This is a genomic window from Nitrosomonas marina, from assembly GCF_900111605.1.
In the GTDB taxonomy this organism is placed as follows: domain Bacteria; phylum Pseudomonadota; class Gammaproteobacteria; order Burkholderiales; family Nitrosomonadaceae; genus Nitrosomonas; species Nitrosomonas marina_A.
On sequence record NZ_FOIA01000024.1, the window covers coordinates 35,088 to 53,042 of the forward strand.

Annotated in this window: 16 protein-coding genes and 1 pseudogene; 5 read left to right on the forward strand and 12 right to left on the reverse strand. The window is 46.9% G+C overall.

Translation table 11 applies throughout. From position 1 onward, the window contains the following. Nucleotides 1-48: 48 nt before the first annotated feature. The 6 genes from hslV to BMY62_RS16170 form a co-directional block, all read right to left on the reverse strand. Nucleotides 49-570, reverse strand: coding sequence for an ATP-dependent protease subunit HslV (hslV, locus tag BMY62_RS11180; RefSeq protein WP_090659781.1), 522 nt, complete (start codon nucleotides 568-570; stop codon nucleotides 49-51). Between the two features lie 113 nt (nucleotides 571-683). Then, nucleotides 684-1,583: a tyrosine recombinase XerC gene (xerC, locus tag BMY62_RS11185; protein ID WP_090659784.1), complete on the reverse strand. Its 900-nt coding sequence runs from the start codon at nucleotides 1,581-1,583 to the stop codon at nucleotides 684-686. Then, entirely contained in the window at nucleotides 1,583-2,272 is a 690-nt protein-coding gene (locus BMY62_RS11190; protein ID WP_090659786.1) for a DUF484 family protein, read from the reverse strand. Before BMY62_RS11190 ends, xerC begins: the two co-directional genes overlap by 1 nt. A gap of 107 nt (nucleotides 2,273-2,379) precedes the next feature. Further along, nucleotides 2,380-3,207, reverse strand: coding sequence for a diaminopimelate epimerase (dapF, locus tag BMY62_RS11195; protein ID WP_090659789.1), 828 nt, complete (start codon nucleotides 3,205-3,207; stop codon nucleotides 2,380-2,382). 15 nt (nucleotides 3,208-3,222) lie between these two features. After that, a complete protein-coding gene (locus tag BMY62_RS11200) occupies nucleotides 3,223-3,732 on the reverse strand; it encodes a GNAT family N-acetyltransferase (RefSeq protein ID WP_090659792.1) in 510 nt (169 codons plus the stop codon). A 265-nt stretch (nucleotides 3,733-3,997) separates the two neighbouring features. Beyond that, nucleotides 3,998-4,141, reverse strand: coding sequence for a hypothetical protein (locus BMY62_RS16170; protein ID WP_177170366.1), 144 nt, complete (start codon nucleotides 4,139-4,141; stop codon nucleotides 3,998-4,000). A gap of 687 nt (nucleotides 4,142-4,828) precedes the next feature. Between BMY62_RS16170 and BMY62_RS16175 the strand changes: the two genes are divergently transcribed. Both BMY62_RS16175 and BMY62_RS11210 read left to right on the forward strand, forming a co-directional pair. Continuing rightward, nucleotides 4,829-4,969: a hypothetical protein gene (locus BMY62_RS16175; protein WP_177170367.1), complete on the forward strand. Its 141-nt coding sequence runs from the start codon at nucleotides 4,829-4,831 to the stop codon at nucleotides 4,967-4,969. Between the two features lie 29 nt (nucleotides 4,970-4,998). Then, entirely contained in the window at nucleotides 4,999-5,640 is a 642-nt protein-coding gene (locus BMY62_RS11210) for a reverse transcriptase domain-containing protein (RefSeq protein WP_090659797.1), read from the forward strand. A 552-nt stretch (nucleotides 5,641-6,192) separates the two neighbouring features. Here BMY62_RS11210 and BMY62_RS11215 read toward each other — a convergent pair. From BMY62_RS11215 to BMY62_RS11230, 4 genes are all read right to left on the reverse strand, one after another. Next, nucleotides 6,193-6,876: an ATP-binding cassette domain-containing protein gene (locus BMY62_RS11215; RefSeq protein WP_090659800.1), complete on the reverse strand. Its 684-nt coding sequence runs from the start codon at nucleotides 6,874-6,876 to the stop codon at nucleotides 6,193-6,195. A gap of 5 nt (nucleotides 6,877-6,881) precedes the next feature. Next, nucleotides 6,882-8,051 (reverse strand): ABC transporter permease DevC, encoded by a 1,170-nt coding sequence (gene devC / locus BMY62_RS11220; protein ID WP_256207572.1) that lies wholly within the window; start codon nucleotides 8,049-8,051, stop codon nucleotides 6,882-6,884. After that, nucleotides 8,048-9,004 carry an efflux RND transporter periplasmic adaptor subunit gene (locus BMY62_RS11225; protein ID WP_143058801.1) on the reverse strand — a complete coding sequence of 319 codons (957 nt, stop codon included), beginning with the start codon at nucleotides 9,002-9,004 and terminating at the stop codon, nucleotides 8,048-8,050. The genes devC and BMY62_RS11225 overlap by 4 nt, the downstream gene beginning before the upstream one ends. A gap of 140 nt (nucleotides 9,005-9,144) precedes the next feature. Further along, nucleotides 9,145-10,494, reverse strand: coding sequence for an EAL domain-containing response regulator (locus BMY62_RS11230; protein ID WP_371264087.1), 1,350 nt, complete (start codon nucleotides 10,492-10,494; stop codon nucleotides 9,145-9,147). A gap of 268 nt (nucleotides 10,495-10,762) precedes the next feature. On the opposite strand from BMY62_RS11230, the gene nudF reads away from it, so the two are divergent. The 3 genes from nudF to BMY62_RS11245 are packed head-to-tail and all read left to right on the forward strand — an operon-like array spanning nucleotide 10,763 to nucleotide 13,604. After that, nucleotides 10,763-11,398: an ADP-ribose diphosphatase gene (nudF, locus tag BMY62_RS11235; RefSeq protein ID WP_090659805.1), complete on the forward strand. Its 636-nt coding sequence runs from the start codon at nucleotides 10,763-10,765 to the stop codon at nucleotides 11,396-11,398. Between the two features lie 39 nt (nucleotides 11,399-11,437). Beyond that, nucleotides 11,438-12,817 carry an NfeD family protein gene (locus tag BMY62_RS11240; RefSeq protein ID WP_090659808.1) on the forward strand — a complete coding sequence of 460 codons (1,380 nt, stop codon included), beginning with the start codon at nucleotides 11,438-11,440 and terminating at the stop codon, nucleotides 12,815-12,817. 4 nt (nucleotides 12,818-12,821) lie between these two features. Further along, nucleotides 12,822-13,604, forward strand: coding sequence for a slipin family protein (locus tag BMY62_RS11245; RefSeq protein WP_090659812.1), 783 nt, complete (start codon nucleotides 12,822-12,824; stop codon nucleotides 13,602-13,604). A gap of 31 nt (nucleotides 13,605-13,635) precedes the next feature. On the opposite strand, the gene BMY62_RS11250 is transcribed toward BMY62_RS11245, so the two are convergent. Beyond that, the gene (locus BMY62_RS11250; protein ID WP_090659815.1) at nucleotides 13,636-17,514 is read right to left on the reverse strand and encodes a hypothetical protein; all 3,879 of its coding nucleotides are present in this window, start codon (nucleotides 17,512-17,514) and stop codon (nucleotides 13,636-13,638) included. Nucleotides 17,515-17,661: 147 nt separating this feature from the next. Beyond that, a pseudogene (locus BMY62_RS11255) lies at nucleotides 17,662-17,955 on the reverse strand (hypothetical protein); the annotation flags it as partial.

Here is a 17,955-nt window from a genome sequence, read left to right on the forward strand (position 1 = left end):
ATGTAAAAGTTATTTGGTGAAAGCGGCAAAATATCAAGGTGCCGCAGATTAGTTTATGGTTTCGATGGCATGTTGCTGGTTCGTATAAATGCACAAATCACCTGCAATTATTAATGCCTTGCTTACAATGTCTTTGGGCGGCAACTCCGTGTTCTCCAGAAGCGCGCGTGCTGCTGCATGTGCATAAGAGCCGCCGCTGCCGATCGCTGCGAGACCGTATTCGGGCTCGATAACATCACCTGCACCGGTGATGATCAATGTCGAATCTTCACTTGCGACTACGAGCATGGCTTCCAGCCGACGCAGCATGCGGTCGGTGCGCCAGTCTTTGGCAAGTTCAACTGCGGATCGCATCAAATGGCCGTGATGCGCTTCAAGCTTACCTTCGAAACGTTCAAATAATGTAAAAGCATCGGCCGTGCCACCGGCAAATCCGGCAAGGATTTTGTCATGATAAAGTCTGCGAACTTTTCGTGCACTCGACTTGGCAACGACTGCGCCCAGGGTAACCTGTCCGTCCCCTCCGAGTGCTACTCGATTTCCCCGTCTTACTGATACGATTGTTGTCATGACGTGTTTTTATGTCCGAGATGATTCAAAACCTGAATTATACCTGATTACGGCCGACCTATACTGAGAGAAAGCGACGACGATAAAAGAGAAAGGATGCTATTCGCTTTGCATCAATTGTCTTGCTTCTTTTTGGCGCGTGGATGTGCAGCATCGTACACATGCGCCAAATGCTGGAAATCAAGGTGTGTATATACCTGGGTGGATGTGATATGCGCATGTCCCAGCATTTCTTGTACGGCACGTAAATCGCCACTTGACTGCAGTAAGTGTGATGCAAACGAATGACGCAAAATGTGTGGATGGACATTTTTGTGCATGCTTTGTTGCTTGCTGTGAATTTTCAGTCGATGGCTGACAGTTCTGGCGCTGATAGCATTGCCGTGGTGAGTCAAAAACAGTGTGTCGGTATCGTTTCTAACGATTTTGATTCGGTAATCCAACCAGATCTGCAGTGCTTCAATCGCTTTTTTTCCAACCGGTACAATACGCGTTTTACCACCTTTTCCGGTAACTCTGACCGTTCCTTCCGACAGATCTATATCATTGATTCGAAGTTGTGTAAGCTCGGCCAGTCGCAGTCCTGAAGAATAAAATAACTCGAACATGGCGCGGTCTCGAATCGTCAAGGGTTCCAAACTTGCAAAGGTTAGCAGTTGTGCAGTTTCATCAGGAGACAGCGCGTGTGGCAGCTTTTTGGTTGACCTGGGCACGCGTATGCCTATGCACGGATTATGGTGAAAGCTGAAATCGCGTATCAGATAATGATAAAACCTGCGCCAGGCCGATAACATGCGACTGAGACTCCTGCCTGAATATCCCATGCCGTGCAGCCGTATGATTGCATGGCGGATATGCTGGGACTGTGCCTGGGCAATTGTGGTAGGCGCGATTTCCCTGAACAGAATATGTATGTCATGGGCGTAACTCTTACAGGTATGTGCCGAGAGTCGGCGTTCACTTGCAAGATGCCGGTTGAAAGCGGTTGCAAATGATTTAGACTGAGTGTCCATCAGTTAGGCGCTGGTTGCTGATTTTGTGGGTTGGTTGCAGTCATTGTATGACGTGCAATTGATGCGCTGACAAGCTCACCAAGCCGTTTTAAATGCAGTGTGCCCATGTCGGCATAGAAGCGCTCAATTTCCGGGCTGGCCAGGACCAGCAGGCCGATAGAACGGGTGGTATTGAGTGGTATCATGGAAAAGGATTGCAACTGCTCGGCATTTTCAGCAAACAATGCCTTGATGCCATCAGCGACATGATTGCCACAATATGGCTGGGTCAAGCTTGTGGCTATCGCATGAATGTCTTCACTGGTTGATGCAAATTCATCATATTGCATATTTTCACACTCAAGTTCCCATAGCCGCATAACATAGTAAGGAATGGCAAAATCCTCACGCAGGCTGTAGCTGAGCCCGTTTAGGAGATCGTCGAAATTATATGCAGTCAGTAATGCTATCGTCAGGCGGTGCATTTTTTCGCTGATAGCATCATTTTCCTCTCCAAAACTGATTAGCTCCAATAGCTTGTCCTGCAGAATTTTATTTTTTTCTTTGAGGGCGATTGTCTGCCGTTCATGCAGTGAAACCACATTTTTCTGGTGCGGATGCGGAATTTGCAGATCGGCTAATAAATCCATATGGTCGTTAAAAAAATCAGGGTGATTTGCAAGATAGTGCGCAACATCTTCCGGTTTCATTATTTTTCCTTGATACCTGGTACTCTATCAATATGATATTGATAGAGTACTAGTGTTGATGTGAGTAAATGCATGTTGAGCAAGCCGGTTCGTCTGGGATTCTCGTCTTACAGATTAATCTCGCCCTCAAATACGCTCACGGCAGGTCCCGTCATCATCACGGGCGTATTTTCTCCATCCCAGCTGACAGACAGTTTGCCACCGCGTGTGCTGACAGACACAGGTGTGTCCAGCAGATTCTGCCGAATACCGGTGACCACTGCTGCGCAGGCACCTGTGCCGCAAGCGAGTGTTTCTCCCGCGCCTCGTTCGAATACGCGTAACCGAATATGATGGCGGTCATCAATTTGCATGTAGCCGACATTGACGCGTTTGGGAAAACGCGGATGTGTCTCGATGAATGCACCTTCACTGTTTACAGGCGCTGTCTCAACGTTTTCAACGATACGCACCGCGTGTGGGTTTCCCATTGATAATACGCTAATTTTAACAGTCTTTCCTTCCACATCAAGTAAATAAGTTATGGCCTGTTTGTCAGCTACAAAGGGGATTCGCTCTGGTTCAAACAGGGGAATACCCATATCGACCATGACATCACCATTTTCCTGCAATACCGGTGTAATTTCACCGCTAAGTGTTGTGACTCGAACCGGATTTTTTTTCGTGAGACCATGATCATGTACGAAACGAACAAAACAGCGCGCACCGTTGCCGCATTGTTCCACTTCGCCGCCGTCGGCGTTAAAAATCCGGTAAAAAAAGTCTGCACCAGTGGAGGTCTTTTCTACTAGCAAAATCTGATCGCAGCCAATGCCGAAGTGCCGGTCGGCAATAAAACGTATTTGTTCGCGATTCAATGAAACGTTTTGATTGATGCAGTCAAAAACCACAAAATCATTGCCAAGTCCGTGCATCTTGGTGAATTTTATTTTCATTTGAAATGAAATGATTCAAATTGAGATGTCAGGTGTCATCGACATCAGGTAATCATTCATGACGAAGCCGCCGCCAATATCGACGACACTGTCTCCGATGATCTCAAAACCATAATGTCGGTATGCGTGGATAGCGCCATGGTTCCCCTTGTTGACAGTCAGTGTCAATTTGCTACAGCCAATCCCGCGCATAGTTTCTATCGCATCGTCTACGAGTATTTTGCCATAACCTCTGCGGTGATAGTCGTGATGTATATACAATTTGTCGATTTTCAATTCATTCGGCATGCTTGCGCGTATGCAGCAGGAGAATCCGATAATAGTATCGTTTATAACCAGTTTTTTCCACCAGATATTTTCTTCTGATAATTGAGACTGAATCAGCACAGGACAATAGCGTTGTGCCAGCATATAGTAGATTTGTGCGTTCGAGAGCATGTCACAGTATTGTCTGAACCAGATTTCTCTGGCCAGAATAGAGATAGTGACAGAATCATTCTTTGTAAGTGGCAGAATTTTGATCATCACCGGGCTGTTTTATATCAAGTGGAAATCAGTGTTGAGCGTAATGAAACACTCGAAAAACCCAGGAAACACGCGAGAATTGTGAACGTATTTGTTATGTCGGAAGCGAATATGGGTTTTTGTGCGCATGAACTGTCCTGAAGAACGTTCCGCGCGCGTTCATGAAGAATCTGTCTGAGAGTTGATGAAAATGTTTTGTTAAATTGTTACTGAAAGCAAGTTAATGAAGTGTTAACAATGCTTTCAGTACGTTTAAATTACTTGTTTATTGATGATCTGCTGGCACATTATGATCAGGTTTAATGGTTTGTCCATAACTGTCCGGATTGGGTGAGTCCGGTGCAGATGGAGAGCATGCCATAAGCATGAATGAAGACAGCAAAACAAAAACAAGTGCTAATTGTTTCATATAGATATAGTCCTTTAAAATTGAAATAAACGATATCATTGGATGATATGCGATTCGTAATGGTGCCTGTAATACACCTGCCGTATCTTGATCTATGTCAAACTTGAAGAATTATGAGCTTGCTCAGCTTGTGGCGAAATCAACAAGTCAGATCAGGCCGACTTCGAACATTTTAGAGCTATGATTAACCCAGATTTTCCATTAGCGATTTCCCAATAACGAAAAACCAATCAAATAAACAACTTTTGTCGAAATCTCCCGGAAGGAAAACTTGCAGATTTAAGCAACTCAAATTTATAGAAACAACTTTATATTCAACAAGTTTATCTAATGACTTTCATTATCGCGCCAAGCGAAGCTTGGTGCATCTTGCAGGGTGAAAGCCCCTGTCGGGTAAGGCCTAGCCCGCCGCCCGTATCGAGTCTTGCGGCTGGGGCAGTGCTGGGTGATCCTCGGCGAACAATACAGGTGAAGCGTAGACAGAGAACATTGTAGGCCAAAAGGGTGATCGCGCACCCTGAAGCGCTGGTACAGCCTCGAAATATCCATTGTGGTAGTTGGCGAGTGTGTTAATGAACACGAAGCCAACATGAAACTGTCGTAGTTAAGGCGAGACAGTGGAAGGCTACCGGGGTCCTCAGGCCATGGCATGCAATGAGAGATGTACACAAGAACTTGGGAGGCCCCATGCGTTCCTGTAAGGGTGTTGGCAGCCTTGCAGGTAGAGCAGTTAACCGAAATGGTGAAACGAACGACGATGCATGGGGAGTCGGATCAGCGGATAGTGCTCTGCGCATGGGAGAGCCATGTACATGGGGAAGCGGCTGACAATATCACGCAGCTTGTAAAGGAAACTTATGCCGGACATTGCAGGACTGGAACATACTAAGCCAACCTCACTGCAAGCCATAGCCGACAAGGCGAAAGCCAAACGTACGCATCGGTTTGGCAATCTATACAGAGAGCTGAACGAGGTGCTGTTCACGGATAGCTGGCGGCGCTTGAACAAAAGCGCTGCTGCAGGCGTAGACAGGGTGAAAGCCCGAGACTACGAAAAGGATTTGCAGCATAATATTATCGCTGTAGTCAACAAACTCAAGCAGAAACGCTATCGAACCAAACTGGTTAAGAGACACTACATACCCAAGAGCAATGGCAAGCTGCGTCCACTAGGGCTACCCGCCCTGGAAGACAAGTTGGTGCAGACTGCGGCCAGCCAGTTATTGGAGGCGATTTACGAACAGGACTTTTTGCCCAACAGCTTTGGATACCGTCCGATGACGGGAGCCAAAGAGGCCGTAAAGAGCTTGACGTTCAATCTCCAATATAATGGTTACGGTTATATGGTAGAGGCCGACATTAAAGGCTTCTTCAATCATCTGGTCAGAAGAGCCCGGTGCGGTAATTCCGCACGCCGGGATCTGTGCCGGGGCGGTCAGGTAACTGGCCGTTCTATGGCGGCGAAATTTTCCGAACGGGAAATCTGGGATTATTTCTAGTGTATGACAAGGTAAGAAAAAGCGGTGTAGTCTGTTGGTAAGGATCTCGGTAGATCTATCAGTAAAAAGAGGAAAACACCGTATGAGAGATAGTAATATTTTCAGGCTGAATCGTTAGAACAAAATGATCCGTTACAGGCAGTGTTGCGAGAAGGTGCGCGTAAAATACTGGTGGTGGCAATAGAATCAGAGGTGGTCAGCTTTATTGGGCGGCATGGCAATTTAAATACTGATGAAGATAAATCAGCAGTTTTGAGAAATGGATATTTTCCGATCGGACGATTCAATCCGGACTATGAGATATTGAAACCAAAGTACCAAAAATACAGGATCGTTCGGGAACAGAGTTGTCATAACGGGTCTCGCGTGACCTGAGCGGCAGGCGGTATGTATACATCTGGACTGATAGCGTCTACAGTACGGTACGACGAATAGATGGCCGGTTATGTTTACTGGCGATTATCGTTTCTGATGAAACGGGATGCAAAGAATTGTTGGCCTTGTCTGACGGTTACCACGAACCAGAGACAAGTATTAAAAACAACAAGCCTCTTATTCTTGTTTCTCAACGGCTTTAACAAAACCGTCCTCCAACTCAACCACGCGGTCGGCAATGTCAAGAATTCGATAATCATGTGTAACCAGTAGGATAGTCGTATTCAATTCTTTGGCAAGCTGCTTTAAAATTTCGACGGCGTCATGTCCGCTTTGTCTATCCAGAGATGCGGTCGGTTCGTCAGCCAGAATGATTTTGGGTCGCCCAGCCAGCGCTCTGGCAATCGAGACGCGCTGTCGCTGGCCGCCGGAAAGTGCTTCCGGAAAATAATGCATCCTGTCTTCAAGTCCGACTGCGGCGAGCATCTGTTGAGCGCGGTATTGTCGTTCGGATTCAGTCAGGTCGCGCTGTAACTCCAGCGTCATGCATACATTTTGCAGTGCTGTAAGTGATTTAAGCAGATTGTGCTGCTGAAAGATGTATCCTGTCTGGCGACGAATTTTCACCTTGGTCTGCTCATTACTGTTGACCAGCTGCTCACCGAGAATCACCACACTGCCGTTTGAAGCTTGTCGCAAACCACCGATAATTGTGAGCAGCGTGGTTTTACCCGAGCCGGACGGACCCGTCATAAGTACAATTTCCCCTTTTCGGATGGCGAGATCAATGCCTTTTAGTACAGGTTGGGTAAGTGAACCGCTGCCAAAACTGAAATTCAGATTGTGGACGTCAATGACCATGATGCTCAGAACATGTCGGCGGGGCTTGCTGAATCCAATCTGTGGATCGCGAGGGAACCGGCTGTAGTGCACATAAACAGGATAAACACGAAAACAGTAACGGCCTTTTCGAGTGTCATTGGCATCGGTATAAATATCTGCGATTCAGCCAGATTGTACAGACTGCTGGACAGTGCCAGCCCTGGAACGAAACCGAGAATAGCAAGAATGAATGCTGAGGCAAACACCATGCGGATAAAATAGCTGTGTGGATAGCCCATGGCTTTCAACGTGGCGAATTCAAAACGGTAATTGTTAATCTCGGTAAACAGGATCTGATACACAATCACCATGCCGACAATCAATCCCATGATGGTGCCGAAGTTGAAAATAAACCCGATCGGTGCGGCATTTTCCCAGTACAGTCGTTCATGTTCGAGCACTTCTTCATACGTGTAGATTTTTACAAAGTCGTTCAAATGAGCACGTAGTTCTTCTTTTATCTCCGGTATGAATGCACCGGGTTGCAATCGAATGACACCAACATCAATCTCTTCGGCACTCCGGTTCGGAAAGATGCGCAGGAAATTTAAATCGCTGGTGACGATATTGCCGTCAGCTGCAAATGAAATGCCCAATTGAAAAACACCCAGAATGGTAACTTTGTAGTCATTAACCTCTGTTCTGTTCTGACCCGCTTCTAACATGTTGCTTACCGGTCCGAATTCAGGGCGGGAGTATTCGTCAAACAGGACAGTGTCTTTAACCCGCAGTTCATGCTTCTTGGTTTTGATGGCATCGACATTCAGCAAATCGGTATCCGGATCGTAGCCATAGACCATCAATGTTCGCTTAACCTGGGTGTCCAGTGCCTTAAATGTTGCCAGTGACAGGTACAACGGCGCAACTTCAGCAACTGCCGGATGGCCCAGTGCACGCATCAGTTCACTGCGTTCAAACTGCGCTGGCCGCCACATGGCTTCGCTTTGCTGGTGGATCAAAAACAGGTCGCCATCGAACTTCAGCGGCATGGAAGCCGCACTGGCATACAACGCATCTTTGAAGCCTAGTTGCATAAAAACCAGAACACAGGCAAATAATACACCACTGATGGCTGCAACCAGTTTTAGCCGGTCATGGATCAACTGCCGCCAGGCAAGTCGCGTTGGAAAATACCATGTGTTCACGATGCTCACGGCTTGATATGCACGCGTACCTGACGAAAAATCTGGTGTTTCAGGTCGACAATGGCGTCAGTTTCAAGTGTCAGACGCACCTCAATGATTCGATTGTCCCTGTCGGCCAGGGGGTCAGTATCATTCAAATCGTTTTTTTTGACCTGAAAACCGAGTTCTCTGACTTCGGCGCTGTACATGCGTGTGAAGCCAAGAGCGTTGATGCGTGCCTGCTGTCCGACTTTGACTTTAGGTAAATCAGATTCGTATACTTCGGCAACAATATCCAACTGCGATAAATCGGCCATTTCAAGTAGTCCGGCATCTGCAATGCGTTCACCAGGGCGCGTTAGAATTTTTAACACCGTACCGGTAATCGGCGCATAAATAATTGTATTTTCGAGCTCCGCCTCAGCAATCAATAATTGGGATTTTGCATTGTCAATTTCAGCTAATAGACGCTCAACGTTTAATTGCGATTGCTTGAACGCGAGATGCTTGTTTTCTGCATGAGAGATCGTCGTCATCGATTGGCGTGAAAGCGATTCATAACGCTGGTATTCTTTTTGATTAAAAGCCATAGTGGCTTTTTCGGCAGCCAGTTGTGCATCCAGTGCCTTGATGCGGGTTTTGGCAGCATCGACTTCGGCAAATTTCTTTTTGTGATCGGAAAGCAGAGCCAGTTTCTGGCCTGATTTGACCTGGTCCGCTTCCTGAAAAAAAAGCTGCGCAACTCTGGCTCCCTCCGGGCCAGCGTTATGAGAAACCCTGATTACCCTGGAACGGGGTTCGATATAACCCAGTGCGCCGATACCGATTTGTTTTTTGGTAACTTCCGGCGTGCTGGCGTGCACAACAGAGAGCGGTAAGCAGGCCACCAAAAATAACAGAATGCCAAAAAAGAAACAGCTGGATAGATTGTCCAACCAGAAATTCTCAATAAATCGAAAACGGCGAAAGCTTAAACAGCGCATAAACGTTTCAGTTCCATTTCTTGCACGGAAAATCAGCGCTAATGCAAAGTTTATAGTACGCTGTTGTCTGTGTACGCTGTATTGTAATTGGTTTTGATAAAGAATTGTTACTAAACCGTTGGTCTGCAAAGCTCTGGAAATCAGGCAGTATTCGCGATCAGGCCGTTATGCAAACGATTTTCCCAATCGCTCATCCATTGTTCAAAATCCTCGGCCTTGAGTGGTTTTGAGATAAAGTTGCCTTGGGCAAAATCGCAACCTGTATTGCGTAAGAACGTCCAGTCTTCAGCATCCGCTACACCTTCTGCTACGACCTCCATACCCAGTTGCTTTGCCATAGAGAGACTGGCATCGTACATGGCGCGTAACGTTTCATCCGACCATGCACGATGTACAAAACTCTGATCAATTTTGAGCTCGTCAAAAGGAATGTCGCGTAACTGTGCCATCGATGAATGACCGGTGCCAAAATCGTCGATCGACAGATGAAACCGCTTTAAACGCAATCGGGTCAAAATCTCGAGTGGCACGCGGGAGTCGGCGTCCATTAATTGACTTTCTGTTACCTCAAGTACAATATTCTGCGGTGACAATCCGTTTTCAATGGCAAGATTTACAACCAGATCCTGAAAATCCAATGATGTCAGGTTATCCATTGAAACATTGGTGGCTACGCGCAGCACAATGCCATTTTCCTGCCAGATTCTGGCTTGGGTAAGTGCCTGTTTCAGAACCAGGCAAGTCAGATCGTTGATCAGTCCACACTGTTCGGCAATATGGATGAACTGACCTGGCATTACCAGTCCGTCCGATGGATGATGCCAGCGTACCAGCGTTTCAACTCCAATGATTTTGCCCGTGGCCACAGTTACTTTGGGTTGATAGTAATTGACCAGTTCACGGTTGGTTATTGCTGTTTGTAGCGATTCTGCGCTATACGTTTTTTTTTCGGATACCGGTTGCTGCTGTTTCTCGGGCGGCGCCCATTTTGTGATAAGTGCGTTCAGTTTATCGGGGCTGACCGGTTTATGCAGATAGCCCAGCATGGGAATCCGGTGCGCGTGCACGAGTTTTTCTGCAGTTTTAAGCATTCGCTCATCTTCGCCGCTGACCAATATGAGACTGCCAGGGAATTTGCGTTCGACCAGGTAGCGGACAAATTCGATGCCATCCATATTTGGCATATTGAGATCAAGTAAAATCAGATCTGGACACGTCTCTTGCCGGTCAATCCTGGCCAGTGCGTCGGTTCCGTTATCACATGCTTCTACTGATTCAAAACCCTGGTTATTCAGCATTTTGGTCAGAATTTTCAACATGAAAGTATCGTCATCGACTATTAGAATTTTTATTTGGGAGGCACTATGCATGATATTTTCTTTGAGCGCTACGCGTTCGGAAACAATAAAGTGGTAATGCTGTATCCATAACGTATTGTTTGTCAATAAATTCTGTTCGTTAGAGCCAAGTCTGGATATTATTGAGCCCATTATCCATTCTCTCAACAACCTTAAATCTAGCAGGGGATTTTGAATTGCGCAATAAAATTGGGGTGATAGACACGATGTTTCAGCCAGCCGGGCGATAAGCAGTAAGTTTTCGAGCACTGACATTGCGCATTGGTATTGTCGTCTGAATCAACCATCGCCGTGCGGTATAGACTGAACTGATCATCTGTTCGGGTTTTATATTGGAATGACTGTTTTTAATTTTTGCACATGATATCTTCCCACACTATACTGTTCAGTAAAAGCACTGATGAGAAAAGGAAGGAACAAGGAAGCGACAATGGCGCACGACAAGGATCTGCAGATTCTCGAACAAGCAGTCTGTTATCAGGGTTTTTTTCGCATAGACCGGTTTCGGTTGCGTCATCGCCTGTTCAGTGGTGGCTGGAGTCAGCCTATCGTACGTGAGTTGTTCGAGCGCGGACATGCGGCAGCAGTGCTACCTTACGATCCTGACAGAGATGAAATCATTCTGATTGAACAATTCCGTGTCGGTGCCATGAGTGCGCCTGGCGGTCCGTGGTTGCTTGAGATCGTTGCTGGTATTATCGAAGATGGTGAACAGGCGGATGAAGTCGTCAAACGTGAAAGTGTTGAAGAAGCGGGTTGCGTTGTCGCTGATTTGATTCCTTTGTATGATTACCTGGTCAGTCCCGGCGGCATGACCGAGCGAGTTACTTTGTTTTGTGGCCGGGTGGACGCAGCACGTGCGGGCGGTATTTTTGGTGTGGCGCATGAAGGCGAGGATATCCGGGTACACGTTGTTGCTTACGATATTGCGCTGCAGTATCTGAGATCAGGCAAAATCAATTCCGCCAGCGCAATCATTGCATTACAATGGTTGGCGTTAAATCGCGATCAGGTTCGAACGCAATGGATGGGGTAAGCAATGCCGTATGAACTGCTCCTGAGGTGGACTATAAACATGCGCTATTCAAATATAAGCGGTGCTATTATTTTTCTCCTGTTTATTTGCTGGTCACCAATATTGACCGCACAGAATACCGGTCAGGCGTTATGGCTGAATGTGAATGGTGCCATTGGTCCAGCTATCAATGACTATCTGCAGCGCGGTTTTGACAAAGCGATCGAACAGAACAGTCAGGTGATTATTTTGCAGCTGGATACACCGGGCGGACTCGACGCTTCCATGCGTGAAATAATTCGCAGCATAATCGCATCGCCCGTGCCGGTAGCTGTTTTTGTATCGCCCAGTGGCGCACGTGCGGCTAGTGCAGGTACGTATATTCTGTATGCTGGTCATATTGCCGCCATGGCGCCTGCCACAAATCTTGGAGCGGCAACGCCGGTACAGATCGGTGGTTTTCCAGGTTCGCCTGATAAAGACATGTTTGACCGGTCCCGGGACAGCAATGAGGAGGAAACACAACTTGCAGACCCCATGTCAAATAAAATCATCAACGATGCAGTGGCTTATATTCGCGGTCTGGCACAAATGCGCGGTCGTAATGCCGAATGGGCGGAAAAAGCAGTGCGCCAGGCAGCCAGCCTGACCGCTGAAGAAGCCTTGGAAAATGGTGTCATCGATCTTATTGCAGAAAATATTCCGGATTTGCTGGCCAAGATCGACGGCCGCACCGTCAATGTTCTGGGTAATTCTCGGACATTATCCACTCAGCATATTTCTATTGAGCATTTTGAACCCGATTGGCGTACCCGGCTACTGGCGATTATTACCGATCCGAATATCGCCTACATACTGATGTTGCTCGGCATATATGCACTGATTTTCGAGTTTTCCAACCCCGGTATGATTTTTCCTGGTGTTGTGGGTGCTGTTTGTCTGGTGCTGGCGTTGTTCGCGTTCCAGGTACTGCCTATCAATTATGCGGGGCTTGCGCTGCTGCTTTTCGGTATTGCTTTCATGCTGGCGGAAGTTTTTGTGCCAAGTTTTGGTGCCCTTGGCATCGGTGGCATGATTGCATTCGTTATCGGTTCCGTCATGCTGCTGGATACGGGGGTACCCGGATACGGCGTATCGATTCCGCTGATTGTGACATTCGCTTTATTGTCAGCCGCGTTTTTCCTGCTGGTGTTGGGTATGGCGATTAAGGCGCGGCAGCGTCCGGTGGTTAGTGGAGCTGAACATATCATCCACTGCACCGGTGAGGTGTTGAATGATTTCTCTGGACAGGGGTGGGTCAGAGTCCAGGGTGAGCGGTGGGAGGCGCAGGCAAGTACGCCACTCAAGCGCGGCGAAAGGGTTCGTGTGGTGGCGATAGACGGACTGGTTTTAAAGGTTGAGCCCTATTCAAATAAAGCTACTCAATTCATGGAGGATTAGTCTGATGGAAATCGTATTGATTATTCTGAGTATCGTCATTCTTTTTCTCGCCAGTGCGTTTAGAGTACTGCGAGAATATGAGCGCGGCGTGGTGTTTCAGTTGGGCCGGTTCTGGAAAGTCAAAGGCCCGGGGCTCATTATTATCGTGCCTGTTATCCAGACCATGGTGCGTGTTGATCTCAGAACCATCGTCATGGACGTGCCAAGTCAGGATGTGATTTCACGTGATAATGTTTCCGTTAAAGTGAACGCGGTGATTTATTTCCGTGTGGTTAATCCCGAGCGCGCCATTATTCAGGTAGAAGATTTTGACGCTGCCACGAGTCAACTGGCACAGACGACTTTGCGTTCGGTTCTGGGTCAGCATGAACTCGACGAGATGCTGGCCAGTCGTGACAAGCTGAACGACGATATTCAGAAAATTCTGGATGAACAGACGGAAGCCTGGGGTATTAAAGTAGCCAATGTCGAAATCAAACATGTCGACATCAATGAATCCATGATCCGCGCCATCGCCAAGCAGGCAGAGGCCGAACGCGAGCGGCGCGCCAAAATTATTCATGCCGAAGGCGAATTGCAGGCGTCACAGCATCTGCTGGAAGCGTCGCAGGTGCTGGTCAAGGAGCCGCAAGCGTTGCAACTGCGCTATTTACAGACACTAACCGAGATTGCCGGAGAGAAAAATTCAACCATTGTTTTTCCATTGCCTATGGAGATCATCGTGCCGTTTCAAAAGATTCTTGAAAAACAGGCGCAAGAGCAGGAAAGCAAAACGGAAAGCGCTTGATTTTATTGCACCCAACCGAATGGCCGGGTGATTATGCCAGGTCATTCGAATAAAGCGCCCTGTCCATATTGGCTCTGATTTTTGCTAACAGCGGGTTATAGGCTTCGTTGGCGACCGGTCCGACAATTTTTTGTGCCAGATCCAGAAAATTTGTTTTGACGAGCTTATTTGGGTCTTTTGTGCCTTCAGCGTTGCTAACAGCGATAAGCCTGCCCATGATAAATTTATCAGCGCCGAGTTGCTGGTGCTTGGTCAAGCTTTCGACAATGATGAAACTATCCGGCATTTTGCCTAGATTGACCGCCTCGTCAATGCTGCTGTTGGTAATATCGATAATCGGAATGACGTCACGTCTATTCACATCGCCTTTTGCGTCCTGCCAGGTTCGTTTGACTTCCGTTTGAGTCTCGGATTTGGGTTTGGGCCTGGTTCTGCCTTCCGTAATCACGGGCGACAAGTCTGCGTGAACGATTTTTCCTGAATTTCCCGATTCGTCTTTTTCGAGATTGGAACGCCTGTCTCCGCCAAAAACGCCGATTTCAAAGTATGGGTTTTTACTGATATATTGACTTCTGCTAACTCTGGAATTGCTTTCATCTTTGCCTTGCTGAAATCTGTTGGCAAGCATTCCCGCTATAACCAACGCCTGCTCGCCGCTGTCCAGATAGAAGACCCGGTAATCGGTAGCGCTTAATTTGGAAATGACTTTTTTCTCATAAACGTCGTTTGTGTCTTTAAATTTTCCAGGGGTGGTGTGGTCGCTGTTGGGGTTGGTAGTGTTATCCAGTGTGGTGGCCGATAGCAGCATGGCATATTCCTGCAGTTTGTCGGTCATGTCTGCAGTTATCGCGAAGTGCTTGTTTTTCTCTTTTTGAGTTGGTGTTGAGACACCATCGAACAATGTGTTGCCTTTTGCCAATAAAATACCTGCTTGCTGAAGCTTGATAAGCATTCTGGATTTTAGCCACTCATAAACTCTTTTCTTTTCGTTCGGCGCATTACTGTCTATTTTACGTTGTAAAACAATAAAAGCATGCCGCATGGCTGTTTTCAAGGCTTCGATATACAAGACCGGTTGCTTGGTGTCGGTTTTTAATGCATCCAGATCGCCGATTTTCGTTAAAGGGACGCCGGTTTTTTTACTGGCCAGATTCTCTACCAACGCTTTCAGGCCGGGCAAAAGCGACTCTACCGGTGTATAACCCGGCCATAATCTGACAGATTCTCCGGTATCGGCTATGGTGGGTCGTTGAAAACCGAAACTGCCTCTTTCGGTTATTTTTATTTCCTGTCCTGGTGCCGAGTTAAAATCAGTAGCAATATCCGGAAGGATTTGTTTCGTCGTGTCGTAATCAGTGTTTTTGTACCTGTACTTGGCGGGTTTGGGCACTTTTAGGATCAGGCTGGGATGATCTTCCGAGCCGATGGCGTTTAATACCTGGTCTCCACCCGAAATCGAATTGATCACCGTACTTATTTTTGTTACCAGCGCACCTCTGTCCTGCAATAGCCCGTCATGAAAATTCTTGTTGGCGTATGTGGTGCTGATTTTATCTTTTAGCGCTTCTTTCTGCTTTTCAATTAAGGTATCTGTTATGGACGTGTCATTATCAACGGAACGGCTGATCTTGGGAACAGTGGTCAGTTTGGGGTCTTTGAAAAACGTTCCTTTCGCCTTCTTTTTGTCGCTGGAGACGCCGATGATTTCCTGCTGGTCTTGCAACAGTTTAAGGTTGTGAGTAGGCAGTCCTGCCGAAGCGACTCCCTTTCGTCCTGTTCGGTAGGTGGCTGCACCTTTGGTTCCGGTTGACTGTACCCAGCCTCCGCCCTGAAGATCAAGTAAAGCGGTGTTCAAAGGCTGGAGCAAATCTTTAGTATTGACGCCTTCCTGGGATAATAAATCCTTGTACTGCTCATTTAGAGGGTGATCTTTGTTGCTTCTGGCATATTTTCCTTCACCCGTTTTCTCCCGGTCGAAACCCTGACCCGTGCCGGAATCAAACGAAGCGATATGCCGGTGAAAAAATATCAGCATGGACAGAAAGTCATCTTTGATATTATCAAAACTGATATCTCCGAGTCCTGTCAGGTTTTTATCGCCCAGCAGCGCATATAAAAGCTGGGTGTATTTCTTCTGCGCTTTCCGGGCAGAAGAGCCCTTTATTGAAATATCGTAGTTGTCGTACCAATCTTCATTGGCAAACATGTTTAACCTGGTTGTGGCGCGCACTTCATCCGGTCTGGTTTTAAGCGCAGGGTCGGCTTTCGCAGTCTTGACCCATTGCTCAGCGGTGGCATTTCCGTTGTTTTCATCGAAGGCTTTTGCGAGTGCAAGCAAATGTTCTTTTTCCCAAGCGTTGATGCCTAACAGTTTCCCCCAGTCTGCCGGTGTGCTGTTTCCGGTTTTCTGGGCGAATGCCATACCGATATCTGCTTCGGAACCGGCCAGAGTTTCCGGTATGTACGCGCCTGAGAAAAGTAAAATGGTTTCGTCGGTGTGATTATTTTTCGCTGCTTTTTCCCATAGGCTCTTGATGTCCCCCAAGTTACAAATTTTTCCAACCTCTATCATGAATCGGGTAAGCCTGGCCAGAAAGTCATACTCCAGACTTTCCAGAAAGCCGGTCGCACCCGTTAGACTGGGTTTGTCTTTGGTGGCCCTGGCTTTTTTCTGATAATCATTGATTTCGGCAATGCTTCCTTTGCCGCCGATCTTGTCGATTAGTTGAAGCGTATTGGCGACATGTTCGAGCCCGATATCGCCAAAGAGTTTGACGACATCTTCAATCGGATCTTTGCGGTGTTTTTTGTTGATCTGGTTGAAAATCTGCAATTGCTTGCCGAAATCATTTTTAAACAATTCAACGATTTTGCTTTTCCGCTCCTCGGTGCCGGCCAGCAAGGTGAGTGCGGTATTTTTTCGCAGCGGCTCGTTTTCCGTGTCCTTTTCATAGTTTTTAATAGTTGTTTTCTTTTGCTTTAGCTGGGTAAATAATAACTTGCGATTTTTTTTGTAAGGCTTTTTTATTTTGGCAAAGTCCAGCGTTTTTAAGGCGGAACCGGATATTGAAGAAGACCGGTCTTTTTCCAGGCTGTATTGAATGTCTTTGTCTTTTTCTAACGCTTCGTTGAAGCTGAAAATGGGTTTAAATAATTCTTCAAGTTTGCCGTATTTTTCGCGGTGTTGTTTTCCAACCAGCTCTATTTTTTCGTTGTATTCCTTGAGATCATTTTTAGCTGCAATGGCATTGGCAATTTGATCGAACGCATCGTTATATAATGCCTTGTATTCTATGAAAAGGTTTTCAAATTTCTCGGTCAATTCATCCACTTTCGGTTGCGGGATCTCCTGAAAAGCCTTGATCACAGCTTTTAAAAAATCTACCGAACCGTTGGCGTGCTTGTTATAGACTTTGTCCCGGCCGCTGGCTCTGCGTTCGTTCAGGTCCTGGGTAATTTCTTTTATCTCGGTGTGCAGATTTATGGCATCTAAATAATTGCCGCTTTTCAGCTTTTCAATGGCTTCATCCTTTTTCGTTCTGACAGATTCCAGTTTCGCATCGGCATCGTATTCCAGTTGAATGACATGTCGCTGCACGACGTCTGTTTTTGTGTTCGCCTGGAGGCTGGTTTTTCCATTCCTGACTGCAGGCCGTGTACTCGCGGAAAACTTCGAAATGGCGCACTGCTGTTTTGTCCGGGTGCTGCCGCTGACCATTTCCCGAAAAGCAGACAGCTGCTTTACCTGTTCGCTGTTGTTGATTGTTTCACGCAGTGCGTTACGGGCAGCGGTTTCAGATCGGTTATCGACAAACTGGGGATTGCTTCTATTAACATTCAGTTTTTTAGCAGTATTGATTACAGCGGATGTATTCTCATTTTCCGGTTTTTTGTCTGCGTGCGTGTTCATGGCTGTGATTCCTGGAACTTTGTATCGATTGGCAGTTTGCTGATTTGGTATTCTGAAAGCCTGTGTATTAGCACGAGAATAAGTCGAGATGTAAGCAAGAAGTGGTATTCGGTTTAAGTACTTTAAACCTAGTTCTACTTTGTCAGATTACTCAAAAGCCACTTTTTGCCTGGCAGAAGACTTTTTAGCGCTGAGCCGTCGCCGGTGCCGCTTATGAATGATATCAGCCAGATCCTCGGTGGTAAGTTGTCTTTGCGGCAGCATGTGCGCTAATGCGGTCACCAGGTCATTGAAGGATAACATCGGCCATTGCTTGCGCCCAAGCATCTTTTGCTTGACCAAGAATAGCGTTGCCAGCATGACCAGCGCCATGTGATGATGCCATGCATCCCACCGGCGTACTTGATAATCGGCCATGCCGCATTCGCTTTTCGCTTCATG